The organism is Aeromonas sp. INTO2, assembly GCF_049860605.1.
In the GTDB taxonomy this organism is placed as follows: Bacteria; Pseudomonadota; Gammaproteobacteria; order Enterobacterales; family Aeromonadaceae; genus Aeromonas; species Aeromonas caviae.
This window is the reverse complement of sequence record NZ_CP187588.1, coordinates 996,555-1,012,236: the sequence shown is the minus strand read 5'-3', so window position 1 is coordinate 1,012,236 and position 15,682 is coordinate 996,555. Positions and strand designations below refer to the sequence as shown.

General features: G+C 62.9%; 20 protein-coding genes. 5 read left to right on the top strand and 15 right to left on the bottom strand.

Annotated elements, in window-relative coordinates:
• Window positions 1-33 precede the first annotated feature (33 nt).
• Complete coding sequence (gene tauD / locus ACPW74_RS04820; RefSeq protein WP_052815882.1) at window positions 34-885, top strand: taurine dioxygenase; 852 nt, start codon at window positions 34-36, stop codon at window positions 883-885.
• A gap of 139 nt (window positions 886-1,024) precedes the next feature.
• On the opposite strand, the gene ACPW74_RS04815 is transcribed toward tauD, so the two are convergent.
• From ACPW74_RS04815 to ACPW74_RS04775, 9 genes are all read right to left on the bottom strand, one after another.
• Window positions 1,025-1,393 (bottom strand): DUF1428 domain-containing protein, encoded by a 369-nt coding sequence (locus ACPW74_RS04815; protein ID WP_102948680.1) that lies wholly within the window; start codon window positions 1,391-1,393, stop codon window positions 1,025-1,027.
• A gap of 83 nt (window positions 1,394-1,476) precedes the next feature.
• Window positions 1,477-2,838, bottom strand: coding sequence for an MFS transporter (locus ACPW74_RS04810; protein WP_102948681.1), 1,362 nt, complete (start codon window positions 2,836-2,838; stop codon window positions 1,477-1,479).
• A gap of 165 nt (window positions 2,839-3,003) precedes the next feature.
• A complete protein-coding gene (gene cyoE, locus ACPW74_RS04805; RefSeq protein WP_010673685.1) occupies window positions 3,004-3,897 on the bottom strand; it encodes a heme o synthase in 894 nt (297 codons plus the stop codon).
• Window positions 3,898-3,905: 8 nt separating this feature from the next.
• On the bottom strand, window positions 3,906-4,235 hold the full coding sequence (locus ACPW74_RS04800) for a cytochrome o ubiquinol oxidase subunit IV (RefSeq protein ID WP_010673684.1): 330 nt from the start codon (window positions 4,233-4,235) through the stop codon (window positions 3,906-3,908).
• Complete coding sequence (locus ACPW74_RS04795; RefSeq protein WP_080560441.1) at window positions 4,236-4,931, bottom strand: cytochrome o ubiquinol oxidase subunit III; 696 nt, start codon at window positions 4,929-4,931, stop codon at window positions 4,236-4,238.
• Window positions 4,852-6,828, bottom strand: coding sequence for a cytochrome o ubiquinol oxidase subunit I (gene cyoB / locus ACPW74_RS04790; protein ID WP_102948682.1), 1,977 nt, complete (start codon window positions 6,826-6,828; stop codon window positions 4,852-4,854). Before cyoB ends, ACPW74_RS04795 begins: the two co-directional genes overlap by 80 nt.
• A 3-nt stretch (window positions 6,829-6,831) precedes the next feature.
• Entirely contained in the window at window positions 6,832-7,920 is a 1,089-nt protein-coding gene (gene cyoA, locus ACPW74_RS04785) for a cytochrome o ubiquinol oxidase subunit II (protein ID WP_102948683.1), read from the bottom strand.
• A gap of 506 nt (window positions 7,921-8,426) precedes the next feature.
• Window positions 8,427-8,609 carry a hypothetical protein gene (locus tag ACPW74_RS04780; RefSeq protein WP_223929938.1) on the bottom strand — a complete coding sequence of 61 codons (183 nt, stop codon included), beginning with the start codon at window positions 8,607-8,609 and terminating at the stop codon, window positions 8,427-8,429.
• 36 nt (window positions 8,610-8,645) lie between these two features.
• The gene (locus ACPW74_RS04775) at window positions 8,646-8,870 is read right to left on the bottom strand and encodes a carboxymuconolactone decarboxylase family protein (protein ID WP_223929937.1); all 225 of its coding nucleotides are present in this window, start codon (window positions 8,868-8,870) and stop codon (window positions 8,646-8,648) included.
• Between the two features lie 119 nt (window positions 8,871-8,989).
• Between ACPW74_RS04775 and ACPW74_RS04770 the strand changes: the two genes are divergently transcribed.
• Window positions 8,990-9,898, top strand: coding sequence for a LysR family transcriptional regulator (locus tag ACPW74_RS04770; RefSeq protein ID WP_039039206.1), 909 nt, complete (start codon window positions 8,990-8,992; stop codon window positions 9,896-9,898).
• Between the two features lie 90 nt (window positions 9,899-9,988).
• Here ACPW74_RS04770 and ACPW74_RS04765 read toward each other — a convergent pair whose 3' ends face one another.
• The 3 genes from ACPW74_RS04765 to ACPW74_RS04755 form a co-directional block, all read right to left on the bottom strand.
• Window positions 9,989-10,318, bottom strand: a complete 330-nt coding sequence (locus ACPW74_RS04765) for a DUF3634 family protein (RefSeq protein ID WP_039039207.1) — start codon at window positions 10,316-10,318, stop codon at window positions 9,989-9,991.
• A 95-nt stretch (window positions 10,319-10,413) separates the two neighbouring features.
• The gene (locus tag ACPW74_RS04760; protein WP_425858603.1) at window positions 10,414-11,385 is read right to left on the bottom strand and encodes a nucleoside hydrolase; all 972 of its coding nucleotides are present in this window, start codon (window positions 11,383-11,385) and stop codon (window positions 10,414-10,416) included.
• A gap of 131 nt (window positions 11,386-11,516) precedes the next feature.
• Window positions 11,517-11,816 carry a DUF3861 domain-containing protein gene (locus ACPW74_RS04755; protein ID WP_102948685.1) on the bottom strand — a complete coding sequence of 100 codons (300 nt, stop codon included), beginning with the start codon at window positions 11,814-11,816 and terminating at the stop codon, window positions 11,517-11,519.
• A gap of 81 nt (window positions 11,817-11,897) precedes the next feature.
• On the opposite strand from ACPW74_RS04755, the gene ACPW74_RS04750 reads away from it, so the two are divergent.
• Window positions 11,898-12,320, top strand: a complete 423-nt coding sequence (locus ACPW74_RS04750) for a MarR family winged helix-turn-helix transcriptional regulator (RefSeq protein ID WP_102948686.1) — start codon at window positions 11,898-11,900, stop codon at window positions 12,318-12,320.
• Between the two features lie 129 nt (window positions 12,321-12,449).
• Window positions 12,450-13,019, top strand: a complete 570-nt coding sequence (locus ACPW74_RS04745; RefSeq protein WP_043155563.1) for a HutD family protein — start codon at window positions 12,450-12,452, stop codon at window positions 13,017-13,019.
• Here the strand turns inward: ACPW74_RS04745 and ACPW74_RS04740 are convergent.
• Together ACPW74_RS04740 and azu are read right to left on the bottom strand one after the other, a co-directional pair.
• Entirely contained in the window at window positions 13,016-13,219 is a 204-nt protein-coding gene (locus tag ACPW74_RS04740) for a hypothetical protein (RefSeq protein WP_039039209.1), read from the bottom strand. The two genes, ACPW74_RS04745 and ACPW74_RS04740, sit on opposite strands and share 4 nt — an antisense overlap.
• A gap of 181 nt (window positions 13,220-13,400) precedes the next feature.
• Complete coding sequence (azu, locus tag ACPW74_RS04735) at window positions 13,401-13,841, bottom strand: azurin (RefSeq protein ID WP_425858600.1); 441 nt, start codon at window positions 13,839-13,841, stop codon at window positions 13,401-13,403.
• Between the two features lie 299 nt (window positions 13,842-14,140).
• Between azu and ACPW74_RS04730 the strand changes: the two genes are divergently transcribed.
• Window positions 14,141-15,184 (top strand): FAD:protein FMN transferase, encoded by a 1,044-nt coding sequence (locus tag ACPW74_RS04730; RefSeq protein ID WP_102948688.1) that lies wholly within the window; start codon window positions 14,141-14,143, stop codon window positions 15,182-15,184.
• A gap of 41 nt (window positions 15,185-15,225) precedes the next feature.
• Here the strand turns inward: ACPW74_RS04730 and ACPW74_RS04725 are convergent, their stop codons facing one another.
• Window positions 15,226-15,651 carry an Hsp20/alpha crystallin family protein gene (locus tag ACPW74_RS04725; protein WP_102948689.1) on the bottom strand — a complete coding sequence of 142 codons (426 nt, stop codon included), beginning with the start codon at window positions 15,649-15,651 and terminating at the stop codon, window positions 15,226-15,228.
• Window positions 15,652-15,682: the final 31 nt, after the last annotated feature.

Genomic DNA, 15,682 nt, shown 5'->3' with positions numbered 1-15,682 from the left:
GGGCCTTCACGCCCCCAGACATGGAGCAAAACCATGACCGACAAGTTGACCATTACCCCCCTCGGCCCCCACATCGGCGCCGTCATCGCCGGCGTCAATCTGGCCGAGCCCCTGAGCCAGGAGCAGTTCGAGCAGCTCCATCGCGCCCTGCTCAAATACCAGGTGCTGTTCTTTCGCAACCAGCCCATCACCCCGCGAGCCCAGCGGGCGCTGGCGAACCGCTTCGGGGATCTGCACATCCACCCCGTCTACCCCCACACGGAGGAGGCCGAGGAGATCATCGTGCTCGATACCCACGACGACAATCCGCCGGACAACGACAACTGGCACACCGACGTGACCTTTATCGAGACGCCCCCGGCACTGGCCATTCTGGCCGCCAAGCAGTTGCCCCCCACCGGGGGGGACACCCTCTGGGCCAGCGGCATCGCGGCGCTGGCGGCCCTCTCCCCGCCCCTGCAAACCCTGCTGGCAGGGCTGGAAGCCGAGCACGACTTCACCAAGTCCTTCCCGGCCCATCGCCATGATGACAGCGAAGAGGCGCGCCAGCGCTGGCAGGCGGCCGTGGCCCGTCACCCGCCCCTGCGCCACCCGGTGATCCGCACCCATCCGGTGAGCGGCCGTCAGGCCCTGTTCGTCAACGAGGGGTTCACCACCCGGCTGCCCGGGCTGCCCCCCAAAGAGAGCGAGGCCCTGCTCGGCTTTCTGTTCGAGCACATCACCCGCCCCGAGTTCCAGGTGCGCTGGCGCTGGCAGGAGAACGACATCGCCATCTGGGACAACAGGGTGACCCAGCACTATGCCAATGCCGACTACCTGCCGGCCCGCCGAGTGATGCACAGGGCCACCATTCTCGGGGACAAGCCCTTCTGGCGCCCGGGCTGAACGTCCCCCATGGAGAGCGACCATGAGATAACGCCCAGCAAAAAGCCCGCCGGCTGGCGGGCTTTTTCATCATCTGACGGGCCTGGGTGTTGCTATCGGCCCTTGCGCTCCGGCCACCTGGGTGACCCGATGGCAGGTCTCAGCCCTTGAGCTCCAGCATCGTGGTGAAGCCTCCGAAGATCATGCGGGCGCCGTCAAACGGCATGGTCTGGTGCAGGGGATTGGCGGGGTCCATCCTGGGGTCCTGCATCATCTTGCCCATGGCGTCGTCCCGCACCGCCTTGCTCGGCCACTCCACCCAGGAGAAGACCACGGTTTCATCCTCCCTGGCCGCCACCGCCCGGTAAAAGTCGGTCTGCTTGCCGTGGGGCACGTCGTCCCCCCAGCACTCCAGCACCCGGGTGGCGCCGTATTCGAGGAAGATGGGGTCAAACTGCTCCGCATGATCGATCAGGGCCTGCTTGTTGGCCGTCGGCACGGCGAGCACGAATCCGTCCACGTATGACATCAGAGGTTCCTCCTGTGAGTGAGGATCTCAGCATAGCAGCCGCCCATCAGCCCGCGCTCTGCGCCGCCCCGCGCCGCCAGCCATCACAAAGAGACCAGCCGCTCCAGATCGCTGCGGGTCAGGCGCTTGCTGTCCACCTTCACGTAGAGGGAGTGCTCCTCGCGCACCAGCAGCACGTCGCTTACCCCCTCGCAGGCGCGGATCCGCTGCTCCAGGGCCGGGGTGGCATCGACCCCTTCCGGCAGCACGATGCGCAGGCTGCTCACATAGGGGGGCTCGGCCATGGTGAGGCTCACCCCGAGCCAGGCAAGGGCCAGCGCGGCACAACCGCCAAACACCAGGGGGCCGCCCCCCAGGCTGTAGAGCAGGCCGCCGAGACTGCCGCCGATGGCGACCCCGAGGAACTGACTGGTGGAGTAGACCCCCATGGCGGTGCCCTTGTAGCCCGGCGGGGACTCCTTGCTGATGAGAGACGGCAGCAGCGCCTCCATCACGTTGAAGCCGATGAAGAAGAGCTGCAACCCGGCGAGCAGACCCCACAGCTGCTGGCCGCTCTGCCAGAACACCAGCTCGGCGGCCAGCATCACCACCACGCACCCGATGAAGACCCGCTTCATCCGGCGGTGCTTCTCGGCATAGATGATGAAGGGCACCACGCTCACGAAGGCGATCAGCATGGTGACCAGATAGGCCTGCCACTGGCTGTCACGGGGCAGGCCGGCACGCTCCAGCAGGGGCGGCAGGGCCACGAAGCTCGACATCAGCAGGGTGTGGACGCAGAGGATGCCGAGGTTGAGCTTGAGCAGGCGAGGGTTGGTGAGCACGGTACGAAAGCTGCCTCGCACCATGGCGGACTCGCGATTTTGCAGGTGGGCCGCCGGGGTCGGCACCACCCAGAGCACCATGGCGATGGCGGCCAGGGCCAGCAGGGCGATGAGCCAGAAGAGGCCGGACAAGCCCAGGGCATGGGTGATGAGGGGGCCGGTCACCATGGCGATGGCGAAGGTGATGCCAAAGCTCACCCCGATGAAGGCCATGGCCTTGGTGCGATTCTGCTCCCGGGTGAGATCCGACAGGAGCGCCATGACGGCGGCGGAGATGGCGCCGCTCCCTTGCAGGGCGCGCCCGACGATGACCCCCCAGATGGCGTCGCTCAGGGCGGCGATGACGCTGCCAAGAGCAAACATCAGCAGGCCGCCGACGATGAGGGGCTTGCGCCCCACCTTGTCGGAGAGCAGGCCGAAGGGGATCTGGAACAGGGCCTGGGTCATGCCGTAGATGCCGATGGCAAGCCCGATGAGCGCCTCGGAGGCGCCCGCCAGGGACATGCCGTAGGTGGTCAGCACCGGCAGCACCATAAACATGCCGAGCATGCGCAGCGAGAAGACGGAGCCGAGCGCCCAGGTCGCGCGTCGCTCGCCCCTCGTCATGGTGAAATCATTCATGAGGGCCTCGATGAGTCAAAAAGAAGAGAGAAAGAAAGGGGTGACAGGCGCCCGGCCGCCCCCGAAAAATCGGCGATGCCCCTCGCAGGGCGGCGCCCATAATAGCAGAGCCGGGAAGATTCCCGGCTCTGGATTTCATGCATTTCAGGGGTGCAGTTCACACTATCAGGGCAGCATGCTCACCAATACAGGCGCTGCGTCCGGCTGGAAGTCCACCGACATCATTACGCTCAGGCAAGTAATGGTGACGATGGAGAACATGAACAGCTTGCGCGCCCAGAGGGAGTCGTCCACCGCCGCCTTGTAGCCCGACAGCGCCATCCCCAGCCACCAGACGCTCACCGCGGTGGCCACCACCAGATACTTGTACCCGGCGTAGCCGCCGAGGAACAGCATCAGGGTCGGCACCATGAACGCCAGGATGTAGAGGGTGATGTGGAGCTTGGCCACCGGGATCCCCTTCACCACCGGCAGCACCGGGATGTTGGCGGCTTGGTAGTCCTTGAAGCGGAAGATGGCGATCGCATAGGAGTGCGGCATCTGCCACAGGCTGAAGATCGCCAGCAGGATCAGGGCCCCCGAGTCGAACTGCCCGCTCACCGCGCAGTAGCCGATGACCGGCGGCGCGGCGCCGGAGAGGCTGCCGACCAGGGTGCCATAGACCGAGTGGCGCTTCATGTAGAGGCTGTAGACCCCCACATAAACCAGGAAGCCCAGCACCGCCAGCAAGGCGGCCAACGGATTGGCCGCAAAGTAGAGCAGTGCAATGCCCGCAACGCCCAGCGCCGTCGCATACCAGAGGGAGACACCGGGGGCGATGAGCCCCCGCACCAGGGCGCGGTTCTTGGTGCGCTCCATGATGCAGTCGATGTCCCGGTCGATGTAGTTGTTGAACACGCAACCGGAGGCCACCACCAGTGACACCCCCACCATGGTCAGGATGAACAGGGGCACATCCAGGCTCCCCTTCGAGGCCAGCAGGAATCCCCCGATAACCGAGATGAGGTTGCCGAAGATGATGCCCGGCTTGGTCACTTGCAGGTATTGCTTCATCATCATCAACCCGCTCAGTGAACCATCATGTTGATGTTGAGGTTGTACATGATCCACAGGGAACCCACGACCACGATGGCGATGATGAGCACGGTAAAGACCAGTGCCACCAGGTTCCAGCGCTCCTCGGAGGAGGTGTTCATGTGCAGGAAGTAGACCAGGTGTACGAAGATCTGCACCACCGCCATGGCCACCACGGTGCCGAGCACCACGGCGTGGGAGGCGGAGCCGTCCATCACCATCCAGAACGGCACGGCGGTCAGGATGAGTGACAGCACGAAACCGATCATGTAGGACTTGACGCTGCCGTGGCTGGCGCCGTGATTGTCAACGGAATGACTCATTTACATGACCCCCATCAGATAGACCACGGTGAAGACGCAGATCCATACCACGTCGAGGAAGTGCCAGAACAGGCTCAGGCACATCAGGCGAGTGCGGTTGCGCTCGGTCAGCCCCTTCTTGGTGATCGACACCATCATCACGATGATCCAGACCAGGCCGCTGGTCACGTGGATACCGTGGGTCCCCACCAGGGTGAAGAAGGCAGAGAGGAAGCCGCTGCGATCCGGGCCCGCCTCGTGCACGATCAGGTGATGGAACTCGTAGATTTCCATCGCGATGAAGCCGGCACCCAGCAGGAAGGTGACGAACAGCCAGGTGTTGACCGCCGCGACCTTGTTCTTGTTCATGGCCAGCATGCCGAACCCGAAGGTGATGGAGCTCAGCAGCAGCAGCATGGTTTCGGCGAACACGAACGGCAATTCGAAGATGTCCTTGCCGGTGGGGCCGCCGGCAGTGCCGTTGACCAGGACCGCATAGGTCGCGAACAGGGTCGCGAACAGGATGCAGTCACTCATCAGGTAGATCCAGAAACCGAATACCTTGGTGGCACCGGCATCGTGGTGCCCATCCTCATGGGCACCGTGAGAGTGATGTAGTACGTCAGTCGCCATGGAATTAAGCCACCTTGTTGATGTTGTCGAAATGCTGACCTTCGATGCGCTCGATCTCGTCAACCTGTACGTAGTAGTCCACATCGTCGTTGAAGCTGTGGATGATCCAGGTGGCGATCATGCCGATGAAGCCGGCGATGGCCATCCACCAGATGTGCCAGATCATGGCAAAGCCGAACAGGGTGCTGAAGGCAGCGATGATGACGCCGGCACCGGAGTTTTTCGGCATGTGGATCGGGTCATAGTGCTTGGGCTGCTGATAGGCAGAACCGTCCTGCTTGGCTTCCCAGAACGCATCCAGCCCTTTGATCTTCGGCTCGATGGCGAAGTTGTAGAAGGGGGGCGGCGAGGAAGTGGACCACTCCAGGGTACGGCCACCCCAGGGATCGCCGGTCAGGTCGCGGTTCTTCTCGCGGTCGCGGATGCTGACCACGATCTGGATGACCTGGCACAGCACGCCCAGGGCAATCAGACCGGCGCCGCAGGCGGCGACCACCAGCCAGCCGTGGAACTCGGGATCGATGTTCTGGCTGACACGACGGGTCATGCCCATGAAGCCCAGCACGTAGAGCGGCATGAAGGCCACGAAGAAGCCGGTGATCCAGCACCAGAAGGCACGCTTGCCCCAGACGTCATCCAGCTTGAAGCCGAACGCTTTCGGGAACCAGTAGGTGATACCGGCGAAGCAGCCGAACACCACGCCGCCGATGATGACGTTGTGGAAGTGGGCGATGAGGAACAGGCTGTTGTGCAGCACGAAGTTGGCGGCCGGCACGGAGAGCAGTACCCCGGTCATGCCACCCACGGTGAAGGTGATGATGAAGCCGACGGTCCACAGCATGGGCGAGGTGAACTCGATGCGACCGCGGTACATGGTGAACAGCCAGTTGAAGATCTTCACCCCGGTCGGGATGGAGATGATCATGGTGGTGATGCCGAAGAAGGCATTCACGTTGGCGCCGGACCCCATGGTGAAGAAGTGGTGCAGCCAGACGATGAACGACAGCACGGTGATCGCCACGGTCGCCCACACCAGGGAGGTGTAACCGAACAGCTTCTTCTTGCAGAAGGTCGCCACCACTTCGGAGAAGATCCCGAACACCGGCAGCACCAGGATGTACACCTCGGGGTGACCCCAGGCCCAGATCAGGTTGATGTACATCATCATGTTGCCACCCATGTCATTGGTAAAGAAATGGGTACCCAGGTAGCGGTCTGCGGTGAGCAGGGCGATGGTGACGGTCAGGATCGGGAAGGAGGCGATGATCAGGATGTTGGCACACAGGGCGGTCCAGGTGAAGACCGGCAGGCGCATCATGGTCATGCCAGGGGCACGCATGCGGATGATGGTGGCGAAGAAGTTCACGCCGGTCAGCAGGGTCCCCAGACCCGAAATCTGCAGACTCCATATCCAGTAATCGACCCCGACCCCGGGACTGAACTCCAGCCCCGACAAGGGCGGATAGGCCAGCCAGCCGGTCTGGGCGAATTCACCGACCCCGAGGGAGACGTTGATCAGCACCACGGCCGCGGCAGTGAACCAGAAGCTTAGGTTGTTCAGGAAGGGGAAGGCCACATCACGGGCACCGATTTGCAGCGGCACCACGATGTTCATCAGACCGATCACCAGCGGCATGGCCACGAAGAAGATCATGATGACGCCGTGGGCGGTGAAAATCTGGTCGTAGTGGTGCGCATTCAGGTAGCCTTCGCCACCCCCGGAGGCGATGACCTGCTGGCCACGCATCAGCACGGCGTCGGCAAAGCCACGCAGCAGCATGACCATGCCCAGAATGAGATACATGATACCGAGGCGTTTGTGGTCGACCGAGGTCAGCCACTCTTTCCACAGATATTGCCACTTGCCGTAGTAAGTGATGAGACCGGCGATGGCCAGGCCCCCCAGAATGATACCGGCTATCGTGACCATGATGATGGGTTCATGGTACGGAATAGCCTCGAGTGTCAATTTTCCAAACATCGATTATTCCTCGGATCCTGCTTTCACACTCTTGTCGGCCGACATGGCCATGTGTCCGGCATGGGCGTCATGGTTCATGGCCTGGTTCTCCATGGCGTCCTCTTGCGAGGCCTCATGGTTCATCCCTTCGTGGTCCATGGCACCCGCTTTCGGGGCGGCGTCATGGTTCATGGCCTCGTGGTTCATGCCCTCGTGATCCGCGGAGCCCGCAGCCGGGGTGGCGTGACCACCATGGGACATGCCGCCCATGAACTTGTTGATGATGTTGACGAACAGCTTGGGATCGGCGCTGGCGAAGTACTCCACCGGGTGGTTTTCGCTCTTCTTGGCCAGGGAATTGAACTCATCCATGGTGCTCAGGGCCTTGGAAGAGGCCTTCACCTTGGCTACCCAGGCGTCGAAACCGGCTTGGTCCTGGGTCGCGATGGCCTTGAACTTCATGCCGGAGAAACCGGCACCGCTGTAACCGCCGGAGATGCCCTTGTACTCGCCCGCCTCGTTGGCAATCAGGTGCAGCTTGGTCTGCATGCCGGCCATGGCGTAGATCTGGCCGCCCAGTTGCGGGATGAAGAAGGAGTTCATCACGGTGTCGGAGGTCACCCGGAAGTTGACCGGGGTGTTGACCGGGAAGGCCAGCTCGTTGACCGACGCAATGCCCAGCTCCGGATAGACGAACAACCACTTCCAGTCCAGGGAAATAACATCCACCTGAACCGGTTTGACGTCCGATTCCAGCGGCTTGTAGGGGTCGAGGGAATGGGAAGTTTTCCAGGTGATCACCGCCAGGATGACGATGATGATGACGGGTACAGTCCAGACGACTGCCTCAATCTTGTTGGAGTGGGCCCAGTCCGGCGCATAGGTGGCACTGGTGTTGGACGCCCGGTATTTGTAGGCGAACGCCACCGCCATGACAATCACGGGCACCACCACGATCAGCATCAAGCCGAGTGCGGTGAGTATCAGTGACTTCTGCTCCATACCGACCTGCCCCTTGGGGCTCATCAGTGCCATGTCGCAGCCACTCAGCAAGCTGGCGGTCGCGAGCAGCAGCAAAGCGCCCAAGCCCCTCTTCACATCAAAGAGTCTCATGCAATGTCCTCATCTTTTGAAGGCTTATTGGTATAAAAAAATGCAGCATTTTATTGCATCAGACCGGCATGTGAACAACATGAAAAATTAATCCCAAAAATGTTCAAAAGGTGATGGAAAGCGGCATCAGATGTTAATCCCTTGACAATGACCAATTTATTCAAGTTACACCGCGGCAATTCATCTTCCGTTAATCTCTCGCGCCACCAAAAGTGACCACCAATTAACCAAAAAGATCCATCTGGTCTGTTTTTAACCCGCCATTGCGATCAAAAAAGAGCCATACAGCCCCTTTTCGACTCACAGGTCATTTTTCCACACCTTGATCTGGATGGGTATTTTTCGGGGAAGATTAAAAAAATAATTAATCAAACGAATGTATGATTAACTTCCCTCCCCCCGACAACGGTCGCAACCCCTGGCGCCAGAAGGCACACTTCGTAACAAAACGGGCCCTTGTGCGGGCCCGTTGACACTCGTTTTCTCTCACTCACTCGGAGTCGGAGTCAGGAGTGATCGTGTTCCATCCGGGTCGCCACGGCGATCCGGTTCCAGGCGTTGATGGTGACCACCTGCACCAGACACTGGGCCAGCAGGGTTTCCCCCAGTTGGGCCAGCGCTGCCTCATAGGTCTGCGTCGTGAGCCCCTTGTCGGCGATCAGGGTCACCTCGTCGGTCAGGGCCAGCACCGCCCGCTCCCGGGCGTCGAACAGCGGCGACTCCTGCTAGGCGGCCAGCGCCAGCAGACGCTGGGCGCTCTCCCCGTGCTTCATCGCCACGTCGGCGTGCATCTCGATGCAGTAGGCGCAGCCGTTGATCATGGAGGCGCGCAACTTGATGAGCTCCTTGAGCGACAGGGGAATGTCGGTGCTCCCGAGGTAGGACTCAAGGCCCATCATGGCCGAGACGGCGGCGGGCACCTGGTTGGCGAGCTGGATACGGTGTGACATGGCAAGACTCCGGTGATGGACCCCGGATGGGGCGGTGAGCTGATTGTTCACTTTTTCATTGTTGATTAGAATATCGTCATAACCTGCAACAGTTTTGCGTTTATAGCAAAGGTGAATCCATGCTGGATCGCATCCGCATCCTGGCCCAGGTGGTGGAATCGGGCAGTTTCTCCCGTGCCGCCCGCGCCCTCAACCAGGCCCCCTCCTCCGTGACCCGTGCCATCGACGCCCTGGAGCAGCAGCTCGGGATCCCGCTCTTCAAGCGCAGCACCCGCCAACTGGTGCTGACCGAGCAGGGCGCCTATTTTCTCGCCCGCTCCCTGCCCCTGCTGGAGGAGGCGGATCAGCTGGTGCAATCCCTGCAACCCCTCTCGGTGGCGCCAGAAGGGCCGCTGCGGGTCTCGGTGTTCGAGAGCTTCGGCGCGTCCTGGCTCTCTCCCCGCCTGCCCGACTTCCTCGCCCGCTACCCCGGGGTGCGCCTGGAGGTTGCGCTGGACAACCGCATGGTGGATCTCGATGCCGAGAACGTGGACGTGGCGGTGCGCATCGGCAAGCCCGCCGACAGCAGCCTGCACACTCGCCATCTGCTCACCAACCGCTCGCTGCTGGTCGCCTCCCCCGCCTATCTGGCCCGCCATGGCGAACCCGCCCATCCCGCCGAGCTGGCCCACCACAACTGCCTCATTCGCGGCCATGGGCGCCAGCGCCAGCACTGGTACTTCCAGCAAGGCACGGAGCGCGAGAAGGTGGCGGTGCAGGGCAACCTTGCCTCGGTCGGGGGCACGCCCCTGCTCTGCGCCGCCCTCGCGGGGTGCGGCGTGCTGCTGCTGTCGAGCTGGATGGTGCAGCAAAGCATCGACGAGGGCACCCTGCTGCCGCTGCTGCCAGAGTGGCTCGCCTCCCCCTACGAGGATCGCCAGGACGAGATCCACGCGGTGTTTCGTGGCGGCCGCTTCCTCAAACCCCAGACCCGCGCCTTCATCGACTTTCTGGTCGAGGCGATCAGGCCCCTGCAAGGGCCGCGCTGACCTCAACAGGGCCTCCTGGCGAAACGCTGAAAACGCAGACGCCGGGCACAGGGCCCGGCGTCTGGAAATGAGGGTCGCCACGGCGACCGCTCAGCGTGATTTTCGCCCGTCAGGGCTTGGTGAGAGCCCCCGGTAATCCCCGTAGGGGAAGATGTTGCGCAGGCGCTGGGCCACGGGCTCGGGGATGGAGCGGGAGAAGACCAGCCTCACCCCGTTGCCGTCCCGCAGGCCCAGGATGCGCCCGCGCACCGGCTCATGGTGCAGGATCTGGGTCGCCTGGGTCACAAAGCGCGGCGGCACCGAGCCCCGCTTCACCACCACCTTGCCCGGCGCGAGCCGGACCTCGAAAAGGGCGCCGCGCCCCAGCGTCATCAACCACCCGATCAGGGCTATCGCCACCAACAGAGACAACCAGGCCATTGCGTCTTCCTCCCGTCAACCCGATATTCGCCAGTATAACCGGGGGCGCCTCACCATGACCCGGCCGCCATCACGCTTTCACTCACTGCCGGGCCTTATCGGCGCCCCTTGCCCCAGGCCACCAGGGTATCCCGATAGAGGGCGAGCAAGACCTGATCCCGCACCGCGACCCCGACCTGCTGGGCCGGGCAGTCGGCCCACTCGTCATGGGGATGGCGGGTGTCGTCAAATTTTTGCAGGGTATGGCCGATGGCGGGCCCCTCGGTGATGACCCGCACCGGCCCCTTGCGCAGGGTGAACAGCGCAGGATCGATCACATAGGCGATGGCGGAGGGATCGTGCACATGGCACCCCGCCATGCCGATGCGCTCGGAATAGAAGCGCAGGTAGAAGCGGCTGACATCCCACAGGAAGCGGCCCGGCTCCCCCGCATCGTCCCGCAGGGCATCCAGATAGTCGGCGGTGAAGATGCTCTGCTGGGTGACGTCGAGCCCGATGATCACCAGGGGCCAGGGGGCGGTGAAGACCCGGTCCGCCGCATCGGGATCGTCGTGGATATTGGCCTCGGCATAGGGGGTCACGTTGCCGCGATGGCCGTTGACGCCAAAGGCACCGCCCATCACGACCACTTCTTTCACCAGGGCGGCTACCTCGGGGGCCGCCTCGAGCGCCAGCGCCAGGTTGGTGAGGGGACCGATGGTCACTAGGGTGATCTCGCCGGGATGGGCCTTCACCGTCTCGACGATGTATTGCCAGGCCGGGCGGGGATCCGGGATGAGGGTCACCTCCCCCGCCTGGACGTCGCCAAAGCCGCTCGGGCCGTGCACCACCGTCGTCGGCCCCACGGGCTCGCGCAGCAGCGGCGCGGCGGCGCCCCGGGCCACGTCCGCCTTCATGCCATATTTTTGCTTGAGCCAGAGGGCGTTGCGGGTGCCATTTTCGATGGTGGCATTGCCAAACACCGTGGTGATGGCGAGCAATTCGATGGCAGGGTGCGCCTCGGCAAACAGAATGGCCATGGCATCGTCGATGCCGGGATCGGTATCCAGAATGATCTTGTGGGTCATGGGTCCTCCGTGAAACGAGCTGCCAGTGTAGCGGGCCGCCGCCGCTTTGACAGCTCCGGGATCACAACCTCGGGGTTTCCTTTGCATCAGGCATGATGGCGGGAGCGCTCGCCCTTGGGGTCAGGGCAGGGTCACTCGGAAGGGGCGACCACGGCCTCCTCTCCCCTGGCGGTGCGTTTCAGTTGCCCCATGAATTGCTTGAAATGGGGGAGAAACCCCTTGAACAGCTCCTCTTTGCGATGCTGCATCATGACTTCGCCAAACAGCTTCAACCCGACGATAAACGCCTTATGTTCCTGCTCCGACATGGGCAGCTTCCCCTTGCTGAGCGCCAGGATGGCAAAGATGTCGTCGTGATTCTGGCAGTCGAACTGCAACGGGGGCACCTCGCGGTCCAGCGCCTGGACCTGTACACGATAAGTGTGTGGCATCTTTCATCTCCTCTCGGGCTGGGCTTTTGCCCATATGGTTGATAAAATCAATTAAACCCTTTTAAGTTGACTTTATCAACCATGAAGTTGTCAAACCGCCTCTTCCGGATCCTCGATCAGTACAAAATCGCCATGACGCAGCATTTCCGGGCACAGCAGATCGCCCTTAGCCCCCTCCATTACAAGGTGCTGCAACTGATCCATGCGCTGGATCCCGCCACGCCGCAGCTCATCGCGCAGCGGTCGGGCCGCGACAAGGCGCAGGTGACGCGCCTGCTGCAGGAGATGGAGAAACAGGGGCTCATCGAGAAGCGGCCCCATCCCACTGACAGACGCAGCATCTGCCTGGCCTTGACCCCGCTGGCCTGCGAGCGGGTCAACCAGGGGGAGCAGGAGGCCGCACGGCTCGACGAACGGCTGTGTTCCCTGCTGACGCTGGCGGAGATAGCGCAGTTGCAGCAACTGCTGGACAAGATAGAAAAAGGGCTTGAGTCGACCGATTAGGGTCAGCGTCAGGGGGGCCGCTGCCTGATTTGTGGCCAACCAGCGCGGCCTGCGCTGGCGGCGTCTTGTGAGCCACTCCCGGAGATGGTATCACTGGCCCCACTCTCCCCTTCCCGCCGAGGCGCCATCGTGATCACCCTGATTAAAGAGTCCGACCAGTTGAAAATGCCCTGGAAGAACAGGCAGGGCACCACGGCCCAGATCCTGATCTCCCCCCCTGGTTCGACCCTGGACAAGCTCGACTTTGACTACCGGCTGAGCTCGGCCCCCATCAAGGAAGCAGGGAGTTTCTCCCGCTTTCCCGGCTACCAGCGCATCCTGCTGCCCGTCAGCGGTGCCGGTTTCGTGCTCAACGGCCACCCCTACGCCACCTTCGAGGCAGCCCACTTCAGCGGGGATGACGAGACCCGCTGCGAGCTGCTGAAAAAAGAGGTGACGGATCTCGGGCTCATCTACCACCCGGCGCGCATCAGCGCCAACGTGCGGGTGCTGAACCTGCCCTTCCCCCTCAGCCTCACCCTGGAGACGGACAAGTGCTACCTCTGCCACCTGCTGGAGGGCCAGCTCACCGTGCAGGGGCAACAGGTCGCACCGGGAGAGACCCTGGTGGTGCAAGGGGAGGAGAGCATCCGCTTCGAGTGCGGCAAGAAGACCACCCTCGCCTTCTTTACCCTGCAGCCCAAGCAGGCCGCCGTTTAACGCCGAGGGGCACGGCCCCCGCTGTCGAGGCAGGCCTGCATGGTGTCATAGGGGGTATAGTGCCTGGTGCGGCTGTAGTAGGTGCCGCCCTTGGGGTGACAGATGCCGCTCCGGCTCTTCTTCACCGGGGGCTCGGCGGCCAGCGCGATGGCACACAGCAGCATCAGGCAACAGCCAAGCATCCATTTCACTGCGTTCATGCTCTCTTTTCCGAAGGGGCGTAGGCGGGCCACTGGCCCATTTGCGGCCTATTCTACGCCGCTCATCTCCTTGCCACCCCAGACCAGATCATGAAAGCACCGCGACGCAGCGCAAGCGAAGACAAAAAAGCCGGGCCCCTCCCGGCTTTTGCTTGTGCTGGCGGCGACACGACCCTTGGCACTACCCCACCTTGAAGCTGCCCTTCATCAGGGCGAAGTGGCCCGGGAAGGAGCAGAAGAAGGTGAGATCCTTGCCCGCCAGGCCGTCGGTCTTGAAGGTGACGCTGGTGCTCTCGCCGCCCCCCACCAGCTTGGTGTGGGCCAGGATCCTGGGGTCATCCTTGGGCAGGTAGTCGTGATCGTCCCCGGCGCTCATGCCGGCGGTGGCGATGGCCTGATAGTCGGCGGTGTTGGCCAGCACCCAGTTGTGGCCCATGTTGGCCACCGGCAGCTTGCCCGTGTGATTGAGGGTCACCGTCACCTCCTTGCAGGTGGCCGGCACGCTCATCCCCGTCTGGTTGAACTGCATGGCGTCATTGCCTTCGATCACCAGTGCGCACTCGTCGGCCAGGACCGGGGTGGCGAGGGAGCCAAGAAGCAGCAGGGTTAACACCTTTTTCATCACGTTCTCCTTTGATTGACGAAGGATGACAGCACAGGCATCTCGCCCCCGTGGGCGCGACCCGCAAAGATGCTGTCAGGATCGATCTTCATTGTATTCAAATGTCACCGAAGGACGACCGCTTTTGGGCCAGCCTGCGAGCCCGGTCACTTCTTTTCTCCCGACCCCGGGCCCAAAGCGGGTTGATCAAATTCCCCTCCGGCTTAATTATTTGCGGCCTTCCCGCCCACGGCCACTCGCCAACACCACAGCCGTTGGCTAAGCTGCTCCCCCGTCGATGACTCCCGCGAGAATGAGAGATGAAGTTCCCCTTTGCGCCTGCGCTGGCGCGCACCCTGCTGCTCTCCCTGATCCTGCTGCTTGGCGCCTGCCAGCCGGCCCCGACCCAGACCCGCATCCAGGGAAACACCATGGGCACCTATTATGCGGTGACCCTGAGCGACCCCTTCCCCGGCGGACAGGAGGCACTGCAACAGGAGGTGGAGGCGCTGCTGGCACGCCTGAACAAGGAGATCTCCACCTATGATCCGGGCTCCCTCATCTCCCGCTTCAATCAGGGAACGGGGCAGCCCCCCCAGGTCATCCCGGCCACCATGGCGAAGATTGTGCAACAGGGGATTGACGCCGGGCACCTCACCCGGGGGGTTCTCGATGTCACCGTGGGCCCCCTGGTCAATCTGTGGGGATTCGGGCCGGACAAGCGCCCGGTCAGGCGGCCCGGCGCAGAGCAGATCGCCAAGGCGCGGGAGCGGGTCGGCATCGACAAGCTCACCCTGACCCCCGAGGGGGATCACTTCCTGCTCGGCAAGGCCATCCCAGACCTCTATCTGGATCTCTCCACCCTGGGCGAGGGGGCAGCCTCCGACGAGATAGCCGGGCTGCTGGAGCAAAAAGGGGTCCACAACTACCTCATCGAGGTGGCGGGGGCGGTGCGCAGCAAGGGGCACAACGACAAGGGCAATCCCTGGCGGGTGGCCATCGTCGAGCCCTCTGACAGACCGGGCGCCATCGAGGACGTGGTGACCCCGAGCGGCATGGCGGTGAGCACCGCCGGCAGCTATCGCAACTATTACGAGCTCGACGGCAAGCGCTACTCCCACATCATCGATCCTGCCACCGGCGAGCCCGTGACCCACAAGCTGGTCTCCGCCACCGTCATCACCCCCACGGCCCTGGAGGCCGATGCCCTCGACACCGCCCTCATGGTGATGGGCCCCGAGCGGGCGATGGCCTTTGCCAGGGAGCACAAGCTGGCGGTCTATCTCATCGAGAAGACCGCCACGGGCTTTGCCGCCAGCCACACCCCCGAGTTTGCCCCCTATCTGGTGCGCAAGCAGCCCTGAATGACGAGGCCCCGCAGTGCGGGGCCTCGTTCACTGACCGCCTATTCGATGGGGATGCGGTGGGGCGCGGGGCTGGCCGCCTGCTTGGGCAGGCGCAGGGTGAGGATGCCGTTGTCAAAGCGGGCGCTCACCTGCTCTGGCGACACCTCCACCGGCAGCTCGACGCTGCGCGACACGCTGCCATAGTAGCGCTCGCTGCGCAGGGCCCGTTCATCCTTGTTCTGGCTGTCAAACTGGCGGATCTCCGCCTTCAGGGTCACCAGCTTGCCGTGCACGTCCACGTGGATGTCCTCCTTCGCCACCCCGGGCAATTCCGCATGCAGCAGGTAGTCATCCCCGCTCTCCCGCAGATCCAGCTTGATCTGGCTGGGCAACGGGTCCCCGTGCAGGGGGCGGATGTAGAAGCCGGAGGCCATGTCGTGGAACAGGTCATCAAACAGGCTGGTGCGACTCGGTAGCAAACTCATCTGATCCCTCCTTGTGAGCGGGCAAGGGAGC